The 17,537-nt window shown below is 57.9% G+C and carries 17 protein-coding genes; 2 read left to right on the top strand and 15 right to left on the bottom strand.

Annotated elements, in window-relative coordinates; translation table 11 throughout:
* Positions 1 to 68: 68 nt before the first annotated feature.
* The 9 genes from H6A20_RS02945 to H6A20_RS02905 all read right to left on the bottom strand — a co-directional run bounded on the left by H6A20_RS02945 (position 69) and on the right by H6A20_RS02905 (position 8,889).
* The gene (locus H6A20_RS02945; protein WP_204905672.1) at positions 69 to 845 is read right to left on the bottom strand and encodes an anti-sigma-I factor RsgI family protein; all 777 of its coding nucleotides are present in this window, start codon (positions 843 to 845) and stop codon (positions 69 to 71) included.
* A complete protein-coding gene (locus H6A20_RS02940) occupies positions 838 to 1,323 on the bottom strand; it encodes an RNA polymerase sigma factor (RefSeq protein WP_204905671.1) in 486 nt (161 codons plus the stop codon). The genes H6A20_RS02945 and H6A20_RS02940 overlap by 8 nt, the downstream gene beginning before the upstream one ends.
* A gap of 31 nt (positions 1,324 to 1,354) precedes the next feature.
* Positions 1,355 to 1,642 (bottom strand): hypothetical protein, encoded by a 288-nt coding sequence (locus H6A20_RS02935; RefSeq protein WP_204905670.1) that lies wholly within the window; start codon positions 1,640 to 1,642, stop codon positions 1,355 to 1,357.
* 87 nt (positions 1,643 to 1,729) lie between these two features.
* Positions 1,730 to 3,091 carry a sensor histidine kinase gene (locus tag H6A20_RS02930; protein ID WP_204905669.1) on the bottom strand — a complete coding sequence of 454 codons (1,362 nt, stop codon included), beginning with the start codon at positions 3,089 to 3,091 and terminating at the stop codon, positions 1,730 to 1,732.
* Entirely contained in the window at positions 3,092 to 3,775 is a 684-nt protein-coding gene (locus H6A20_RS02925; RefSeq protein ID WP_204905668.1) for a response regulator transcription factor, read from the bottom strand.
* A 113-nt stretch (positions 3,776 to 3,888) separates the two neighbouring features.
* Positions 3,889 to 5,163, bottom strand: coding sequence for an MFS transporter (locus H6A20_RS02920; RefSeq protein WP_204905667.1), 1,275 nt, complete (start codon positions 5,161 to 5,163; stop codon positions 3,889 to 3,891).
* Between the two features lie 27 nt (positions 5,164 to 5,190).
* Positions 5,191 to 6,066, bottom strand: coding sequence for a shikimate dehydrogenase (locus H6A20_RS02915; RefSeq protein WP_204905666.1), 876 nt, complete (start codon positions 6,064 to 6,066; stop codon positions 5,191 to 5,193).
* 21 nt (positions 6,067 to 6,087) lie between these two features.
* Complete coding sequence (locus H6A20_RS02910) at positions 6,088 to 8,013, bottom strand: oxidoreductase (protein ID WP_204905665.1); 1,926 nt, start codon at positions 8,011 to 8,013, stop codon at positions 6,088 to 6,090.
* Positions 8,014 to 8,049: 36 nt separating this feature from the next.
* The gene (locus H6A20_RS02905) at positions 8,050 to 8,889 is read right to left on the bottom strand and encodes a sugar phosphate isomerase/epimerase family protein (protein ID WP_204905664.1); all 840 of its coding nucleotides are present in this window, start codon (positions 8,887 to 8,889) and stop codon (positions 8,050 to 8,052) included.
* A 203-nt stretch (positions 8,890 to 9,092) separates the two neighbouring features.
* Between H6A20_RS02905 and H6A20_RS02900 the strand changes: the two genes are divergently transcribed.
* Positions 9,093 to 9,980 carry a LysR family transcriptional regulator gene (locus H6A20_RS02900; protein WP_204905663.1) on the top strand — a complete coding sequence of 296 codons (888 nt, stop codon included), beginning with the start codon at positions 9,093 to 9,095 and terminating at the stop codon, positions 9,978 to 9,980.
* Positions 9,981 to 10,276: 296 nt separating this feature from the next.
* Here H6A20_RS02900 and H6A20_RS02895 read toward each other — a convergent pair whose 3' ends face one another.
* The 4 genes from H6A20_RS02895 to H6A20_RS02880 are packed head-to-tail and all read right to left on the bottom strand — an operon-like array spanning position 10,277 to position 14,604.
* Positions 10,277 to 11,287 carry an NAD(P)H-dependent glycerol-3-phosphate dehydrogenase gene (locus H6A20_RS02895; RefSeq protein ID WP_204905662.1) on the bottom strand — a complete coding sequence of 337 codons (1,011 nt, stop codon included), beginning with the start codon at positions 11,285 to 11,287 and terminating at the stop codon, positions 10,277 to 10,279.
* Between the two features lie 18 nt (positions 11,288 to 11,305).
* Positions 11,306 to 11,950, bottom strand: coding sequence for a glycerol-3-phosphate 1-O-acyltransferase PlsY (gene plsY, locus H6A20_RS02890; RefSeq protein ID WP_204905661.1), 645 nt, complete (start codon positions 11,948 to 11,950; stop codon positions 11,306 to 11,308).
* Positions 11,951 to 11,956: 6 nt separating this feature from the next.
* Entirely contained in the window at positions 11,957 to 13,285 is a 1,329-nt protein-coding gene (gene der / locus H6A20_RS02885; protein WP_204905660.1) for a ribosome biogenesis GTPase Der, read from the bottom strand.
* Positions 13,286 to 13,302: 17 nt separating this feature from the next.
* Positions 13,303 to 14,604, bottom strand: coding sequence for a DUF512 domain-containing protein (locus H6A20_RS02880; protein ID WP_420846574.1), 1,302 nt, complete (start codon positions 14,602 to 14,604; stop codon positions 13,303 to 13,305).
* A gap of 124 nt (positions 14,605 to 14,728) precedes the next feature.
* Here H6A20_RS02880 and H6A20_RS02875 point away from each other — a divergent pair, with 124 nt between their 5' ends.
* On the top strand, positions 14,729 to 15,919 hold the full coding sequence (locus H6A20_RS02875; protein WP_204905658.1) for a ribose-phosphate pyrophosphokinase: 1,191 nt from the start codon (positions 14,729 to 14,731) through the stop codon (positions 15,917 to 15,919).
* Between the two features lie 72 nt (positions 15,920 to 15,991).
* On the opposite strand, the gene H6A20_RS02870 is transcribed toward H6A20_RS02875, so the two are convergent.
* Both H6A20_RS02870 and trpS read right to left on the bottom strand, forming a co-directional pair.
* Positions 15,992 to 16,510, bottom strand: coding sequence for a hypothetical protein (locus tag H6A20_RS02870; RefSeq protein WP_204905657.1), 519 nt, complete (start codon positions 16,508 to 16,510; stop codon positions 15,992 to 15,994).
* A gap of 12 nt (positions 16,511 to 16,522) precedes the next feature.
* On the bottom strand, positions 16,523 to 17,527 hold the full coding sequence (gene trpS, locus H6A20_RS02865) for a tryptophan--tRNA ligase (RefSeq protein WP_204905656.1): 1,005 nt from the start codon (positions 17,525 to 17,527) through the stop codon (positions 16,523 to 16,525).
* Between the last annotated feature and the right edge of the window lie 10 nt (positions 17,528 to 17,537).

Here is a 17,537-nt window from a genome sequence, read left to right as displayed (position 1 = left end):
TTTCCTGTTGTGACCAATATACATGAGAAAGATTAAAAAGAAATTAAAAGCCACAGATTTTTTATCTTTTATGAGTTTCCATGCCGGCCATGTCCGTGCTGCCCTTCTGACCTGTGATGTGTCCCGGCCTCATTGTCTGCCGGCGGGGAGGACGCGGCCGCGTCCGGATCGGCTCCGGCCTCTTCCAGAAGATCCCGGATCTGGCGCATAGTCATGTCCTGCACTTCCTCCTGCGTCAGATCCAGGCCGGCCTCACGAAGGGCGAGCCAGGCCCTGTATTTCCCGACGGACATGCCGGCGTGATGGGCATCCTCCATCTCCCCGGCCGTGCCGGCGTGACAGTAGGTGTTCGCATGCCCCTCTGTGCAGCGCTCCACATGGCCAAGGATCCGGCTGCTCTGCTCGGTGTCCCTGCCGGCCACGGTAAAGGTCACCGCCGCATCGTCCGTTAAATAGGCGGCAAACTCCCCGCTCTCCAGGACCGCGTCCACCGCCTCCTCGTACGGCATATACCGGATATCCAGCGCCTCTGCGATCGCCTCGCCCTCCTCGTTGTATCCCTTCACGGAGATGATCCGGTCAAACCGGTTGATCCCAAGTTCAAGAGAGGGGTTTACATCAATGCTGATGCAGGCGGTCGGTGTGAAGAACATCCAGCCCCCGCAGACGCCGGCCGCAAGAAGCACGCAGGCCGCCGCTGCCGCCGGGAGAAGACGCCGGGCGGGCCGGCTCCTGTGCGCGCGCTTCCCGCTGTACACTTCCCTGGCAAGGTAGTCCCGCGTATGTTGCTTCAGGGATTCCTCTGCATGGATCTGGTCAAAGGCTTCTTTCAACTTCTCATTCATCATCCGTCACCCCTTCCAGCTTCACCCGCAGCATCTGTCTTGCCCGCGCAAGAAGCGTGTAGACTGTGTTTGTCTTTTTCCCCAGGATGCCGCCGATCTCCTCCGCGCTGTACCCTTCATAATAGTAGAGGTACACGGCGTCCTTATATTTTTCCGGGAGGGATAGGACCGCCTCCAGCACCTCGCTGTGGTCGGCTTCCTCCTCCCCTGGCTTCTCTTTCACCTTCTCCAGCGGGACCGTCTTTTTGCGGAATACACTGCGCAGAAGATCCCGGCAGGCGTTGACCGTCACCGTGATGATCCATGCCTTCTCGTGTGCCGGGCTTGCAAAGGCATCCGTGTGAAGGACATATTTCAGAAATACGGTCTGAAATATGTCCTCTGTGTCCGCCTCGTTCTTTACATGTACCATGCAGATCCTCTTTACCGTGTCCGCATAGAGGTCAATGGCTCTGGCTGCTTCCGCCTCACTGCGCATGTCTTGCGATCCCCCGTTTTCCTATGTCCTTCTACCGCAGGCAGCGCCCGTGGTGCCCGCTGCCGCCGCCATGATGCGCGCCTCCCTGTCCGGCGCTGCCTGCCATTCCTGCTGTTCCGGTTCCATAGTTATCGCAGATGCCGTCCCCGTCCTCGTCCACGAAACCGGCTCCTCTCTCCTGACACCAGTCGCAGACTGCCTGTGTGTCCTGCCTGCACAGCGCCGCGGCGCCAGCTCCGTTTCCCGCCGCGAGGGCGCCTGTCCCGCCAAGCGCTGCCGCTGCGGCTCCGATTGCCAGTCCTGCTATGATTTTTCTCATGATGATCCCTCCGTTTTTTTCTCTTTTTTTACTGTTTCACTTATAATACGGATGAGATCCCTGTTTCCTTTCACAGCCCGGACGCTTTTATCCTTCTTCCGCCGGGAACCGGCAGGCAAAGACCGTTCCTTTTCCTTTTTCACTCTCCACGCCAATGGTCCCACCGTGCTCTTTCACGATCCACTTCACCATGGAGAGGCCAAGTCCCGCATGATTGCCGTCGCTGCGGGCCGCGTCCGCCCGGTAGAACCTGTCCCAGATCCGGGGCAGGTCCTCGCCGCTGATGCCGATGCCGTCGTCCGCGACCTCCAGGACAGCCAGGTCGTTTTCCCGGTAGAGGGACACTTCCGTGTGGCCGCCCTCCCTGCCGTACGCAAGGGAATTGGAGATGAGGTTGATCAGAAGCCGGATAAAAAAGCTCTCGTCCGCCTGCATGCAGATATCCGGCTCGATCCGCGCCGTGACAGTGATGCGCTTCTCCTGCGCCAGCATCTGCTGCTCCTCCACGACCATCTCCGTCAGCTCACTGATATCAAGCCGCTCCTTCTGGAGCACCTGCCGTCCCTGGTCAGCCCTTGACAGGAGAAGGAGCTGGGAGATCAGGGCGGACATCTCCTTTGCCTTCCTCTGGATCACCTCCACCTGGGCGCGCACATCTGCCGAAAGATCCGGATCCCGCAGGATCTCTTCGCACTGGAGCAGGATCACGGCCGCCGGCGTGCGAAGCTCGTGGGAGACATCGGATGTAAACTGCTGCTCCCTGGCAAAAGCCTGCTCCAGATCCGCCAGGAGCTGGTCGAATGTCCCGGCCAGACGGTGGATCTCATCCTGCCCTGCCGGGAGCCCCACCCGCTTGGACAGATCCTCCTCTTTCTGGATCTCCTGCACCGTGTCCGTGATCCGCCGCACCGGGAGAAGGGCGCGCCGCACGAACCGGTAGGATAAAAAGATCATGACCGCAGCCAGCATGGGAAGAAGGGCAAGGGCAAACCGCAGCGTGACGGTGAAGCTGTTCTCCGCCCGGGTGACAGAGGCTGTCCCTCGGATCCACACGTCGCCGTATCCCTCCACCTTCTGTTCCAGGTCAAAGACGTAGAACCTCTGGGAGCGATCCTGCACTGTGCGCAGGCTGTCGTTTTCAAAGGCAGGCTGCCCGGGGAAACCGGCCGGGACCCGGCCGTACAGGAACTCGCCGTCCGTACTGTACACAGACAGGTAGACCCCGTTCTCCATGGAGTAGAAATCTGCATCCACCCGCAGCCGTCCCTCCTCCGCCTCCAGCTCGTCCACGCTCTCCTGCACCTGCTCCCGCAGGTCCGCCTGCACCGAGGAGAGGATCTCCTGGCTGCTCAGGGAAAAGAGGATCGCCAGCGCCGCGCAGGTGAGCAGCACCATGAATCCCCCGTAGAGACAGGTTAATTTTGCTTTGATCGACCACTTTCTTCCCATCTATTCAGCCCTCAGCACATACCCGGCGCCCCGCACCGTGTGGATCAGTTTCTTCTCATATCCGTCGTCGATCTTCCGCCGCAGATACCGGATGTACACGTCGATCACGTTGGAACCGCCGGAGAAATCGTAGTTCCAGATGTGCTGCTCCAGCTTGTCCCTTGTAAGCACGATGCCCTGATTCTGCATCATGTAGCGGAGCAGCGCATACTCTTTCCCAGAGAGGCGGATCTGCCTGCCCGAGCGGGTCACCTCGTGGGTGTCGGTGCAAAGGCGCAGATCCCCCGCCTGGAGGCAGGTTCCCTCCCCGGCCGCCTCCGGCCTTCGCAGCAGGACACGGACCCGGGCCAGCAGCTCCTCCACGGCAAAGGGCTTCACCAGATAGTCGTTGGCCCCCGCGTCCAGCCCGGCCACCCGGTCTTCGATGCTGTCCCGGGCGGTGAGAAGGAGCACGGGGAGCGCCTGGTTCCCGGCTGCGCCCGAACGGATCCGGCGCAGAACGGCCAGGCCGTCCAGCACCGGCATCATGATGTCCAGGATCACCGCGTCGTACTCGGCGCCCGCCAGATAGTCCAGCGCCTCCTGCCCGTCAAAGCAGGCGTCCACGCTGTAGTGCTCGGCCGCCAGCGCCGAGGCGATGAGCCGGTTCATATTTTTTTCATCTTCCGCAACAAGGATCCGCATATTCTCTTCCCTCCGCCTGTGCCGCAATCTTTTTTATACAGTTAACCTTACACGACAAAAGGGGATCCGTCAAGAAGACGGATCCCCTGTCAGTTCCGGAGCGTTTGCCGCGCTTATTTGAGCGGGCTCTTTCCAAAGATCTTTTTATACTGCGCTACAAGGAAGAGCATCATCAGGATCGCGATGACTGCTGCTGCCAGAAGCAGTCCCATCATCGTGTACACAGCCGCCGCCTCGCCGATGGAGGTGGTCATGGCAGACACGATGTAGGGGAGGAAGCAGCTGGCAAGTCCCATCCATGTGTAGTAGATACCGGTGTTTCTCCCCTTCGGTCCCGGGCACATCTCCTGGCGGATGCCAAGTCCTGTCTGGAGCGCGCCGCCGGCTGCGAAGAAGCCGAGCAGGGCGATGGCCACGTAGATGACGGCCACGTTGCTCACAAGGAGCACGATGGCAAGCGCCACGGCCGTGAAGACAGAGTCGATGAGCACGACCTTCAGCGGGTTCCACTGCAGCTTGCCCATCATGACCGCCCAGAACACGACCGCGATCACGGAACCGGCTGTGTAGATGGAAGTCATGCCGGCCGCCTGGGCCTCAGTCAGGCCGCAGTTGCTCATGCCGAATGCCTTTGTGTACTGCTGCGCGCCGTACATGATGAACATGCAGACGAAGCCGTAGAACATGGTGAAGAAGTTCACAAGTCCGCTTGGTTTTACGAGCATCCTGGCTCTTGCGGCCTCGATCTCAGCCTGTGCGGCATTCTCGGTCTTGCCGTCTGCAGTCTTCACATTCTCCTTCATCTGATCGTCATAGGCAAACGGTGCGATCACGGCAAGGACAACCGCCACGACGGACATCACAAGCGGGATCCACACATTGATGTGCCAGTTGCCTGCTGCAGAGAACTGCACGGCCAGCAGCGGGTAGATGATACCGGACAGGGATACGAAGAACTTGATGCCGATGAGGGCGCTCCCTGCGTATCTGGGCTGTACGGACTCCTGGGCCGCCGGGTACAGGGACGCATCCCAGAAGCCGGATGTGGCCACGCCTGCCAGGAACGCGCACACGCACGCTACCGGGAAGCTTGTGGAGAACAGAAGGCCTGCAAAGCAGAGGATATACAGGATGCCCCCTGCCATAGCCATTTTTTTACGTCCGATGCGGTCGGAGAACTCGCCGCCGATCCACACGGTGAGCATCTTGCCAAAGCCGGTCGCCGTGATGGCGAGGGATACGGCTGCCGCCCCTTCCACAGCGTCGGCGTACCCCCACTGGGTGTAGAAGTTCACCTGATTCTGGGAGAGGATGATCGCCTGGATGCCATGGGTAAAGTACGCCATGTACACCATTGCGAGGGATAAAATGTACTTTTTCGCTTTCACTTCTCTCTTACTCCTTTTCTCTTGCTGTTATTTCGCCTGTGCAGCCTGGAATTTGTTGTACTCGTCCAGGGGCATCTTCTTTCCTACGAACAGCTCGTAGTTCACAACGCCCTGCTGCTGGAGCATGCCAACGCCGCCGATGGCCTTGCAGCCGGCCTCCTCGGCCTCCAGGATCATCTTTGTCTTCTCCGGGTTGTAGACCGTGTCGGCCACAACAAGATCCTTGCGGAAAAGGGACTTGTCGATGAGCGTCACGTCGTCGTAGGGTTTCATGCCCATGATGGTGGCATTGATCACGATGTCGCAGTCGTTTACTGCAGCGGCAAGCTTTTCCCTGTCGTCCAGATCATCCACTGTCACAACGCAGTCCGGACATTTCTCAGCAAGTTTTGCCTTTGTGCCCTCTGCCCTTTCGTAGAACTCGTCCTTGATGTTGAAGATATGTACTTCTTTCGCGCCGTCCAGGGCGAACTGTACCTGGATCGCCGTGGCGGCTCCGCCTGCCCCGAGGACGACTGCCTTTTTGCCCTTCACATCAAAGCCGTGGAGCGCCAGGTTGTTCACAAAGCCGATGCCGTCTGTGATGTGGCCGGTGATCACGCCGTCGTCATTGACAAACGTGTTGCAGGCGCCGATGATCTCCGCCGCCGGGGACAGCTTGTCCACCAGCTCCGCAGCGATGTTCTTGCAGGGCATGGTAAAGTTGCCGCCCCGCATTTTAAAGAGGCGGATCGCCTCAAATACTTTCGGCATCTGCTCTACCGTCACGTCAAACGCCAGGTAGGCATAGTCCAGCCCGTCGTGCTGGAAACTGAAGTTGTACATAGCCGGGGAACCGGAATGTCCCACCGGGCTTCCAAATAAGGCCATCAGGCCTGTGTGGCCGGAAATTCTTTTTTCCATGATCTGAAACCTCCCTTTTTACTAGATCTGTACGGCTGCCGCGTACGCCTCTCTTGTGGCGTCAAGCGCTCTTCTTGCTCTTGTAGCGTCGCCGATCACATACACTTCCTGTCCGAGCTCCTCAAGCTGCTCTGCAAACGGGTTGTAGTTCTTAAAGCCCATGGACAGAACGACAGAGTCAAAGCCTCTCACCTCATGCATGGAGCCGTCCGGGGACTCGTAGGCCACGCCGTCCTCGTAGAACCTGCACACTTTTGCGCTTGTGATCTGCTTGATGTCGTAGTTCTTGAAATCCTCCATCAGGAAGACCCTGTGCTCGTGGATCACGTCTGCTCCCACGGTGTCGCGGAACTCGATGACTGTCACATCGTGCTCCTGCTCGCCCAGGAATGCGGCTGTCTCGCAGCCGACCATACCGCCGCCCACGACAAGCACTTTCTTTCCTGCAGCTCTCCTGCCGTCCAGCAGGTCGGAGCCGTGGATGATGGCCGGGTTGTCAATGCCCTCGATGGGGAGTATCAGGGTGCGGGAGCCGGTTGCCACGATCACGGCGTCCGGTTTCTCCGCCTTTACAAAGTCAAGATCAACCGTTGTATTCATGTGGATCTTCACGCCCGCTTTCTCACATCTTACGATGTAGCTGCGGATCATGTTCGTGATGTCGCCTTTTCCAGGCGGGTAAGCGGCCAGCCGCATGTTGCCGCCCAGGCGGTCCGTGCCCTCATAGAGGGATACGTCATGGCCTCTCTCCGCCGCGATGAACGCCGCGCACATGCCGGCCACGCCGCCGCCGATGACCATAACTTTTTTGGGAGTCTCCGCCTTCTTAAGGCCCTCCGCCTCATGGCCCAGGAAGGGGTTCACAAGACAGCAGATGGGCTCGCCCTTGTACATGTTAGCCACGCAGCCCTGGAGACAGGCGATGCAGGGGAGCATGTCCTCCAGGTGATCGTTCATGGCCTTCTCCGGCATATGGGGATCCGCCAGGGACTGGCGTCCGAAGGCAACCAGATCCGCCCGGCCCTCTCTCACGAGAAGCTCTGCGTAGTAGGGTTCTGTGTAGCGTCCGACTGTGATCACGGGGATGGATACCGCACGCTTGATCTCTGTCACGAGCTCAGCGGAAAATCCTGCGTGCACGGCTGTGGGCGCCCACATGTACTCGTCCTTGATGTGCACGGCGCGGGATACGTGCAGTCCCTCCACGCCGCAGTCCTCCAGGTATGCTGCGATGGCTGCGCTGTCGTGCACGTCATCGCCGCCTTCCACCTCGTCGGAGCTGTTGATGCGGGCCAGGATGGCAACTTTGCCGCCCACTCTTCTCTTTACTTCCTCCACGATCAGGCGGGGGAAGCGCATCCGGTTCTCAAAGTTTCCGCCAAACTCATCGGTCCGCTTGTTTGTCCGGGGTGAAATGAAGGAATTCACCAGGTAGCCGTGAGCCATGTGGATCTCCACCGCGTCCGCGCCGCCTTTCATGGCGCGCTCCGCCGCGTCGCCGTAACCTTTTACAAGCTCATAGACCCGCTCCGTGGGGACTTCCACCGGGATGTCTCTCCCGAACACGGCCGGGATGGCACTGGCAGCCACGATGGGGGCGCCGGCATTCACCGCATTTCCCTCCGGGCCTGCGTTCTGCAACTGGATGGATACTTTTGCGCCCTGCGCGTGGCAGGCGTCTGTGATCTTCTTCAGGCTCTCGATGCTGGCGTCGCTGTAAAGGCAGGGCTTTCTCGGGCCGCCTTTTGCATCGTTGTGTACGACGGTCGCCTCGATGGTGATGAGTCCGAACTGTCCCTTCGCGCGCTCTGCGTAGTAGGCAACAGACTGATCGCTCCATGTGCCGTCTGTGTTTGCAAAGTTATTTCCCATCGGAGGAACCACGAAACGGTTCTTCACAGTCATGGGCCCGATCTGGACCGGGGAGAACATTGTCTTAAATCTCATGTTTTTTTCCTCACTCTCAGCTTTTTGTCGCGGTTTTTAGGCTTCTACCATCTCAGGCCATGCTTCTTTTAACACTTTTTCTGTGTTCTCGTATGTATAAGCAGCCGCCTCTTTCAGACCTCTTCCGAGGATCTCATCGGAGATGACCTCCACGCCGATCACCTTCGGATCCACGCCGGCGTCCCTGATCATCTTTACAAAGCCTGCTGTATCCTTCGCGCCTGTTCCGGGGGCAAGGCGGTCATGCATGGACTCGTCTCTTAAGATGGATTTCGCGTACGGTCTGTCATAGGCGTCGTTGATCTGGATGGAGATCACCTTCTCAGCCATCTCTTTTGTCAGGATGTCGTACGGCTGGTCCGCTCTTACCCAGTGCCATGTATCCAGGATCATGTAGGCGTTCTCTGCGCCGGAGGCCTTCACAACGTCCCAGGCTTTCTTGAGATCCGGGATTCCGCTGTAGGGCATGGGCTCCACGCCGATGATCCGCTTGCCGGCTCTGTGGCAGAGCTCTTTCAGCTTCTGTGCCGTGTGCTCTACGGAGTAGTTTTCCATCAGGCCGCAGTTGATGTGGCCGACGCCGAACAGGTCGCACATGTGGAAGCACATCTGCTCTTTGTACTTCTGCTCATAGGAGCGGTTGTCCTCAGCCCACTGCACGATGTACTCGACTTCCGTCACTTTCATGCCGTGCTTGTCAAGGATCGCCAGGATATCCTCGTCGTACAGCCCCTCGTTTAAGGCGTCCACGTACGTCTCCGCGCGAAGGCCGATCCCCTCGTATCCCGCCTCTTTGGCGGCGATCACACGGTCCTCAAATTTGCACTGGTCTCCCAGAGTCCAGGAGCTGATGGTGATTGGATTTTTCTTTGACATAGTTCTTTCTCCTTCCATTGTGAAAATTGAACATCTTTCCATTTGTCTGGCGGTTCAATCCTGTGATATTTTCTATGTCTCAATTATATTGTATTGTTAAATTAAAAACAAATTCGTAATATTGTACGAATTCATAGAAATCATTTATGGTTTATGCTAAAATATATGCATTATAACAATTAATTTCATGAAGGGGAATCGCTATGAATCTGTATCATCTGAGATATTTTGTGACACTTGCCCATCTGGAGCACTACACGAAAGCGGCAGAGCTTCTGTCCATCACGCAGCCAAGCCTGAGCCATGCCATCTCCTCTCTTGAGAAGGAGCTGGGCGTAAAACTTTTTGAAAAGGAAGGGCGCAATGTGGTCCTCACCAAGTGCGGGCAGGTCTTTCTGGAGGATGTACAGCAGGCCCTCAGCATCCTGGATTCCAGCGTCAGCAAGCTGCAGATGACCGGGAGCGGCGAGGGGCAGATCGACATTGCCGTGCTGCGCACCCTGAGCACGCAGTTCGTGCCCGGCCTTGTGCGTGACTATCTGAAGGAGCATCCCCGGCAGAACATCGAGTTCCGCTTCCACAATTCCACCGGTCTTACACCGGATATGATCGAGGGGCTCAAAAGCAGGAAATATGACATCGCGTTCTGCTCAAAGATGGAAAATGAGCCGACCGTGGAGTTTATCCCAGTGGCAAAAGAAGAGCTTGTCCTGATCGTCCCCAACGGCCATCCGCTCTGTGCCAGGGAGGAGATCGACCTGTCAGAGACACTGCCCTACCCGCAGATCGCCTTCTCCAGGCGCAGCGGGCTGCGCCCCATCATCGACAGACTGTTCCATGGCTGCGGTGGACAGCCTGAGATCGCCTACGAAGTGGAGGAGGATCAGGCCGTTGCCGGTCTTGTGGCGGCGGGATTCGGGATCGCCGTCGTCCCCCACATGGCCCTGTTGCAGTATATGCCCGTCCAGATCATCCGGATCGCCAACCCGACGTGGGAGCGCAAATTCTACATGTGTACACTGAAGGATGTGTACCAGGCTCCGGCCATCAACGACTTCAAAGAGTTCGTCAAGCAACATTCCATGGTTTGATTTGTAATTAATTTGGCACGTAATACTTTTCAAAAGTATTACGTGCCAAATTAAATTAACTGGTGTGCTATTGTGTATTCCTGTCCCACTATTTTCAATCAATTTCTTCTATTATTTCATGATTCATCTACAAAAACAGCGAGGACTTTTCTCCTGAACCCGGGAAAATCCTCGCTTTTCTATAAAAGTCATCCGATCAATGAACTGGCGCCGAGACACAATTACACACCAGTTCGTGTAATTCCGGACGTAACCATTTTGAAAAGTATTACGTCCGTAATGATACGTAATGGCAGCTAGTTCCACGGCTTGGCGTTGTGCTCTGCCTTGCCCTCGCGCATCATCAGGTCGTAAACGGCCTCCTTCGCGTTCTTCCCCTCAAAAAGGATCGCGTTCACCTGCTCGATGATCGGCAGATCCACGCCGTACTTCTTTCCGAGAGCCACAGCGGCCTTCGTGGAGTAAACGCCCTCAACGACCATCTTCACCTCGTCCATGGCCTCCTGCATGGTCTTGCCCTGACCCATGAGATAGCCGGCTTTGCGGTTGCGGCTGTGCACGCTCGCGCATGTCACGATCAGGTCGCCGATGCCGGTCAGGCCCATGAAGCTCTCCTTCGCGCCGCCCATCTTCACGCCCAGCTTCGCGATCTCATGGATGCCCCGCGTGATGAGCGCCGCCTTCGTGTTGTCGCCGTATCCGAGGCCGTCCGCCATGCCTGCTGCCAGGGCGATGACGTTCTTGAGGGAGCCGCCCAGCTCCATGCCGAGAATATCCGGGCTTGTGTACACGCGGAACACCTCGTTCATGAACATCTTCTGCAGATACTCGGCCGTCTCCTTTGTCCGGGCTCCCACGACCACGCTTGTGGGCAGCTTTCTTCCCACCTCCTCGGCGTGACTCGGGCCGGACAGGACCGCCACGTCAGCCTGGGGGATCTCCTCCTCGATCTGCTCGGAGAGGGTCATCAGCGTTGTCTCCTCAATCCCCTTCGCCACATTGACAAGGATCTGTCCCTTCTCCACAAAGGGGCTCATCTTCTTTGCCGTGCTCCTCGTGAATGTGGAAGGAACAGCCAGGATGACAAAATCCTTCCCCCTTACGGTCTCCTCCATGTCCGTGGTAAACCGCATATCCTCCGGGATCTTCACGCCGGGAAGCTTGCTCTTGTGCTCCCTCTCCCGGGAGAGCATCTCCACTTCCTCCCCGCTGATGGACCACACGGTCACCTCGTGGCCGTTGCTGTAAAGCAGGAGCGACAGGGCCGTCCCCCAGCTTCCGGCTCCCATGATTCCAACTTTTGCCATAATCTTCCTCCTCCTTTTCTATTTGCTCTTTCCCACGCTCAGCTTGTTCTCCGTGCCGTTCATAAGCCTCTTTATATTGGCCGCATGCTTGTAAAACGCCGACACGACTACAAGCGCCGCGAGTATATACATCTCATACAGGTGGCTGCCGTCCACATGGAAGCCGCCCATCTGGCCGTACACCACCACGCAGATAAAATATGTAAGGACCACAGTCAGCGATCCCACCGACACATACTTCGTGGCCGCCACCGCGATCAGGAACACCGCCAGACAGATGAGCATGATCCAGATATTCCATGTGGTGATGATGATGCCCGCTGTGACAGCGATCCCCTTGCCGCCTTTAAACTTCATGTAAAACGGATAATTGTGCCCCAGGATCGCCCCCAGGCCCGCGTACTGGGACAGGACCGGGAGGATGTCCCCGTGCGCCCCGCCGAAAATGAGCCGCACCGCCAGGACCGCAAACACACACTTCAGGCAGTCGCCCAGAAGCGTGACAACGCCGGCCTTCACCCCCATGGTGCGCAGCGCGTTTGTCGTGCCCGCGTTGCCGCTCCCTTTTGTCCTTATATCAATATGTTTTGTCCTGCCGTACAGGTAGCCTGTCTGGATCAGACCAAAGGCGTACCCGATCAGCAAACAGATGACTCGTTCCATGTCCCCCTACTGCTCCTTTTCCTTCCGCTGCCGGATGAAGAATCTAAGGGACGTCCCCTTAAACCCGAAGGCCTCGCGGATCTTGTTCTCCAGATACCTGGTGTATGAAAAATGCATCAGTTCCCTGTCGTTGACAAAAATGACGAACGTCGGCGGCTTCACCGCCACCTGCGTGATATAGAAAAGCTTCAGCCTCTTTCCCTTGTCAGACGGCGGCTGCTGCATGGCGACCGCCTCCATCATGATCTCGTTGAGCACGCCGGTGGCCACCCGCAGATTCTGGTTCTGGATCACCATGTCGATCTTGTCAAACAGCTTCGGCAGGCGCTGCCCGCTCACCGCGGACACGTACATGATCTCCGCGTAGGGCATGAAGGAGAGGACCTGGCGCACCTTGCTCTCGTACTCCCGCATGGTCTTGTCATTCTTCTCGATCGCATCCCATTTGTTCACCACAATGATGACGCCCTTGCCCCGCTCGTGGGCAATGCCGGCGATCTTGGCGTCCTGCTCCGTGACGCCCTCCGTGGCGTCGATGACAACGAGGACCACATCCGCCCGCTCCACCGCGGTCACGGTCCGGATGATGCTGTAGCGCTCCAGCTCCTCCTTGATCTTGTTCTTCCTGCGAAGGCCCGCCGTGTCAATAAACACATACTCTTTCCCGTTGTGGACGATCTCTGTGTCGATGGCGTCCCGGGTCGTGCCTGCGATGTCAGAGACGATGACCCTCTGCTCGCCCAGCAGCCGGTTCACAATGGAGGACTTGCCCACATTCGGCTTCCCTACAATGGCGATCCTCGGCCTCTCGTCTTCGCCTTCCTCCCCCGCATGCTCCGGGAAATGCGCGACCAGGGCGTCCAGCATATCTCCCAGCCCGAGCCTTGAGGAGGCGGAAATGGGGATGGGATCCCCGATGCCGAGATTGTAAAACTCATACACATCCGGCATGTACTTGTCAAAATTGTCCACTTTGTTCACCACAAGGAGCACCGGCTTCCCGGACCGGCGCAGCATGTCCGCCACTTTCGAGTCCGCGTCCTGCAGCCCCTGGCGCACATCCGTGAGAAACAGGATGACATCCGCCGTGTCGATGGCGATCTGCGCCTGCTCCCGCATCTGCGACAAAATAATATCCTTACTCTCCGGCTCGATCCCCCCTGTGTCGATCAGCGTAAATTCCCGGTCCAGCCATGACACCTCCGCGTAAATGCGGTCGCGCGTCACGCCCGGCGTATCCTTCACGATGGAGATCTTCTCCCCGGCGAGCACATTAAACAGTGTGGATTTCCCCACATTCGGCCGCCCCACGACGGCCACTACCGGTTTGCTCATACTGTTCTCCTTCTATCTCAATCTCTTATCTTTAATACAGCGTCAATAAAATCCTGCCCGCTTGATTTTACAATATCTATTTCGGATTGTAAAGCGTCTTTGAGCTGTCCCACCGTCATATCATCCAGAAAGACGTCCTCCTGGCTGCGCAGCATGTTGCAGGGAAGGAGAAGGGCGTCCCCCAGCTCTCTGCCCGCCAGCTGCTCCTTAAGATCCTGCCCGGTGACGAGCCCCGCCACCGTGATCCGCTCCCCGAAAAACCGGTTCTCGATCTCGTAGACATGGATCACCGTATTGGGGTACCGGCTCCGGATCTTCTCCGCCAGGGTGCGCATGAGCGGATATGCCAGCCTGCCCGTGGCCAGGGACACCTCCCTGCGGAGCGCATCCCCCGGAAGCTCCAGGAACACCTCCTCAAACTCGTCTTCCAGAAGGCGCATCATGCCCACGCCGTTCTCCAGCTGCAGGTACCCGTCGTACTGCTCCTTTGGCGGCATCTCTTCGCCTGCCAGCAGGTACCACTCATCCCCCGCGTGGATGAAATGCAGCCCCCACGTCTCAAACAGTTCGTCCTGCCAGCGGCGCACCGTCTCCAGCACCTGCCTGGCGTCCTCCTGCGTAAAAGGCTTAAGCGGGTACAGGCCGTCCCTGTACTTTGTAAGTCCCACCGGCACCACGGAGACACTGCGCAGATATGGCAGATACCCCGTCAGGTCCCGGATCGTCCTCTCCAGCTCCTCCCCGTCGTTGATCCCCTTGCAAAGGACGATCTGCCCGTTCATCTCAATGCCGGCCTCGAACAGCTTCTGCACATGCCGCAGCGCATCCCCGGCAAAGCGGTTGTGGAGCATCCGGCACCGGAGATCCGGGTTCGTCGTGTGAAAGGAAATATTGATGGGCTCCAGGTGGTACCGGATGATCCGGTCAATGTCGTGGTCGCTCATGTTGGTCAGCGTCACATAGTTCCCCTGCAGGAAGGAGAGGCGGGAGTCATCGTCCTTAAAATAGAGCGTATCCCGCATGCCTCCCGGCATCTGGTCGATAAAGCAGAAAATGCATTTGTTCCGGCAGGACCGGTACTCGTCCATCAGGCCCTGCCCGAAGCTGATCCCCAAATCCTCCTCGTAATCCTTTTCAATCTCCAGCTCCCACTCCTCGCCGTCCGGCTTCTCGATCAGGAGTGTCAGCTCCTCGTCGTTTATATAAAAATGGTAGTCAAAGACGTCTTCGATCTCCTGCCCGTCGATGGAAAGGAGGACGTCCCCTCTCTCAATGCCCAGCTCATCCGCGATGCTGCCGGGCTCCACGCTCTCTATCAAATGCCTGTGTGCCATATTTGGATCCCTCTGCTGTTTCTTCTAAAGTATATTGACCATTTTACCACAAAAGTGCTATAAATAATAGGTGAAAAAACAGATGACAAGTTATGACCAGGAGGCACATATGTCAGATTTAAAAGTACTGGAGCAGGCTCTGCCTGTCGCGCCCCTGAAGATCGCGGCCCTGGAGGGCTGCCGGGAGCTGGGGCAGAAAGTCAACGATTACATTGTCAGTTTTCGCCGGGACACCTCTGTAGAGACGCTGGATTCCCCGCTCTACTCCAACTATCAGCTTGACAATTACCTGATCGAATGCCGCTGCCCGCGGTTCGGGAGCGGCGAGGCCAAGGGCATGCTCAAGGAGACGGTCCGCGGCAAGGACCTGTTCGTCATGGTGGATGTGTGCAACTACAGCCTCACCTACTCTGTGAACGGACATGAGAACCATATGTCACCGGACGACCACTACCAGGATCTGAAGCGCATCATCTCCGCCGCCAACGGCAAGGCGCACCGGGTCAATGTACTGATGCCCTTCCTGTACGAGAGCCGCCAGCACAAGCGGACCCGGCGCGAGTCCCTGGACTGCGCCATGGCGCTGGAGGAGCTGGTCGACATGGGCGTGTCCAACATCCTGACCTTTGACGCCCACGACCCGCGGGTGCAGAACGCCATCCCGCTCATCGGCTTTGACAACTTCAACCCGCCCTACCAGTTCATGAAGGCCCTCCTGCGCGCGGAGCCTGCGCTAAGGATCGACAAGGAGCACCTGATGATCGTGAGCCCGGACGAGGGCGCCATGCACCGGGCTGTCTACTTCTCCAACGTCCTCGGCGTGGAGATGGGCATGTTCTACAAGCGCAGGGACTACTCCACCATCGTGAACGGCAAGAACCCCATCGTCGCCCATGAATTCCTTGGCTCCGATGTGCGGGGCAAGGACCTCATCGTGGTGGATGACATGATCTCCTCCGGCGAGAGTATGCTGGATGTGGCCCGCCAGCTCAAGGAACGGGGCGCCGCCCGCGTCTTCGTGTGCGCCACCTTCGGCCTCTTCACAAACGGCATGCAGATCTTCGACGACTATTACGAAAAAGGATATATCGACCGGCTGATCACCACAAACCTTACGTACCTGCCGCCGGAGACGCTGAGCCGCCCCTACTTCGCGGCGGCGGATATGAGCAAGTTCATCGCTCTTATCATCGACTCCATGAACCACGACATCTCCATCAAGGCTGTCCTGGATCCCACCCAGCGGATCCACGCCCTGCTGGAGCGGCACAGAAAAGAACTGGCCGCAGAGCACATCTGACACGGCCTTCCTGCAAAAAATCCCGGGTATGCCACATCGGCAGCCCCGGGATTTTTCCGTATCCGTATATCTTTATCTCTCTTCCATCCGCTCCCGCACCGCCTCATAGGCGCGGTCGAACTCCGCGTCCGGCCCGCCGGCGGTCCGGGCGATCTCGCAGCGCACGCCGCGCCGGTCCGTGAGAAACAGGGCCTTCTCACCCGCGGTCCCGATCCCCACTTCCACCTTCTCCATATCCGCAAAGCGGTAGAGATACACATCCGCGCGAAAGACGAGGACATAGTCCCTTGTCACGAGCAGCCGGAAGGACGGGATCTCCACCGTCTCCGGCGCGATGAGCTGATTGAAGAAATCCGCCCTGTCCTCCACGACGGCGAGCTTGTCTTTCAGCGCCTTCTGATTCCGGATGTTGAGCACACCGAGGAAAATGCCGGCAAGCGCCAGCAGACCTCCGATGAGAAGGCTGTTGAAAGACGCGATGAGAGCCGCGGCGAGAAGGCTGATCCACACGATCATGCCTGTGCGCAGCTTCCGGGCCCTCTCCTCGATGAAATCATAGTATTTCTGTTCTCCTGCCGTCTGAATCGCCATCCAACGTCTCCTTTACCGCACCCGCTCCGGGAAGCCTACCTTCTTCTGTACCTTCCGCAGCGTCTTGTTCGCATAGTATCCGGCCTTCTCCGCATTCGCCCTGATCACGCCGTCAATGTAGGCCTTGTCCCTCTCCAGTCTGGCGGCCTCCTCCTGCAGGGGCCGCAGCACGGAGATGACGGACTCTCCGACAGCCATCTTGAAATCCCCGTACCCTTTGCCGTCGAACTCCTTCACCACCTCCTCGGGCGTATGTCCCGTGCAGGCGCTGTAGATATTGATCAGGTTCTTCACGCCGGGCTGCTCGTCCCGGTAGAGGACCGCGCTCTCTGAATCCGTCACGGCCCGCTTGCACTTGCGCATGATCGTGTCCGGATCGTCCATCAGGTAGATGCTGGCGTTGGGATTCTCGTCCGATTTGGACATCTTCTTCTCCGGATCCTGCAGGCTCATGATCTTTGCGCCCACCTTCCCGATGTAGGGCTCCGGGATCGTGAAGACAGGCCCGTACAGGTTGTTGAACCGCTCGGCAATGTCCCTTGTGATCTCCAGGTGCTGCTTCTGGTCCACCCCGACCGGCACTACGTCCGCCTGGTACAGAAGGATGTCAGCCGCCATCAGGACCGGGTAGGTAAACAGGCCGGCGTTGATATTGTCCGCATGCCTGGCCGCCTTGTCCTTGAACTGGGTCATCCGGTTCAGTTCGCCCATGTAGGTGAAGCAGTTCAGGATCCAGGCGAGCTCCGCATGCCCGGACACGTGAGACTGGTAGTAGATGCAGTTCTTCTCCGGGTCAAGGCCGGCCGCGATATAGAGGATGAGAAGGGCCCTGGCCCGCTTTCTCAGAGTCGCCGGATCCTGCCGGACCGTGATGGAATGCATGTCCACCACGCTGTAAAAACACTCGTATTCATCACTTAAGGTCACCCAGTTCTTCAGCGCCCCCAGATAGTTACCAAGGGTCAGGTTCCCGGTTGCCTGCATGCCGCTGAACAGCACTTTCTTGTCTTGTATCATCTCATATCTC

The sequence above is a fragment of the Mordavella massiliensis genome (assembly GCF_016901695.1).
Lineage (GTDB): Bacteria > Bacillota > Clostridia > Lachnospirales > Lachnospiraceae > Claveliimonas > Claveliimonas massiliensis_A.
This window is presented reverse-complemented; position numbering and strand designations above follow the sequence as displayed.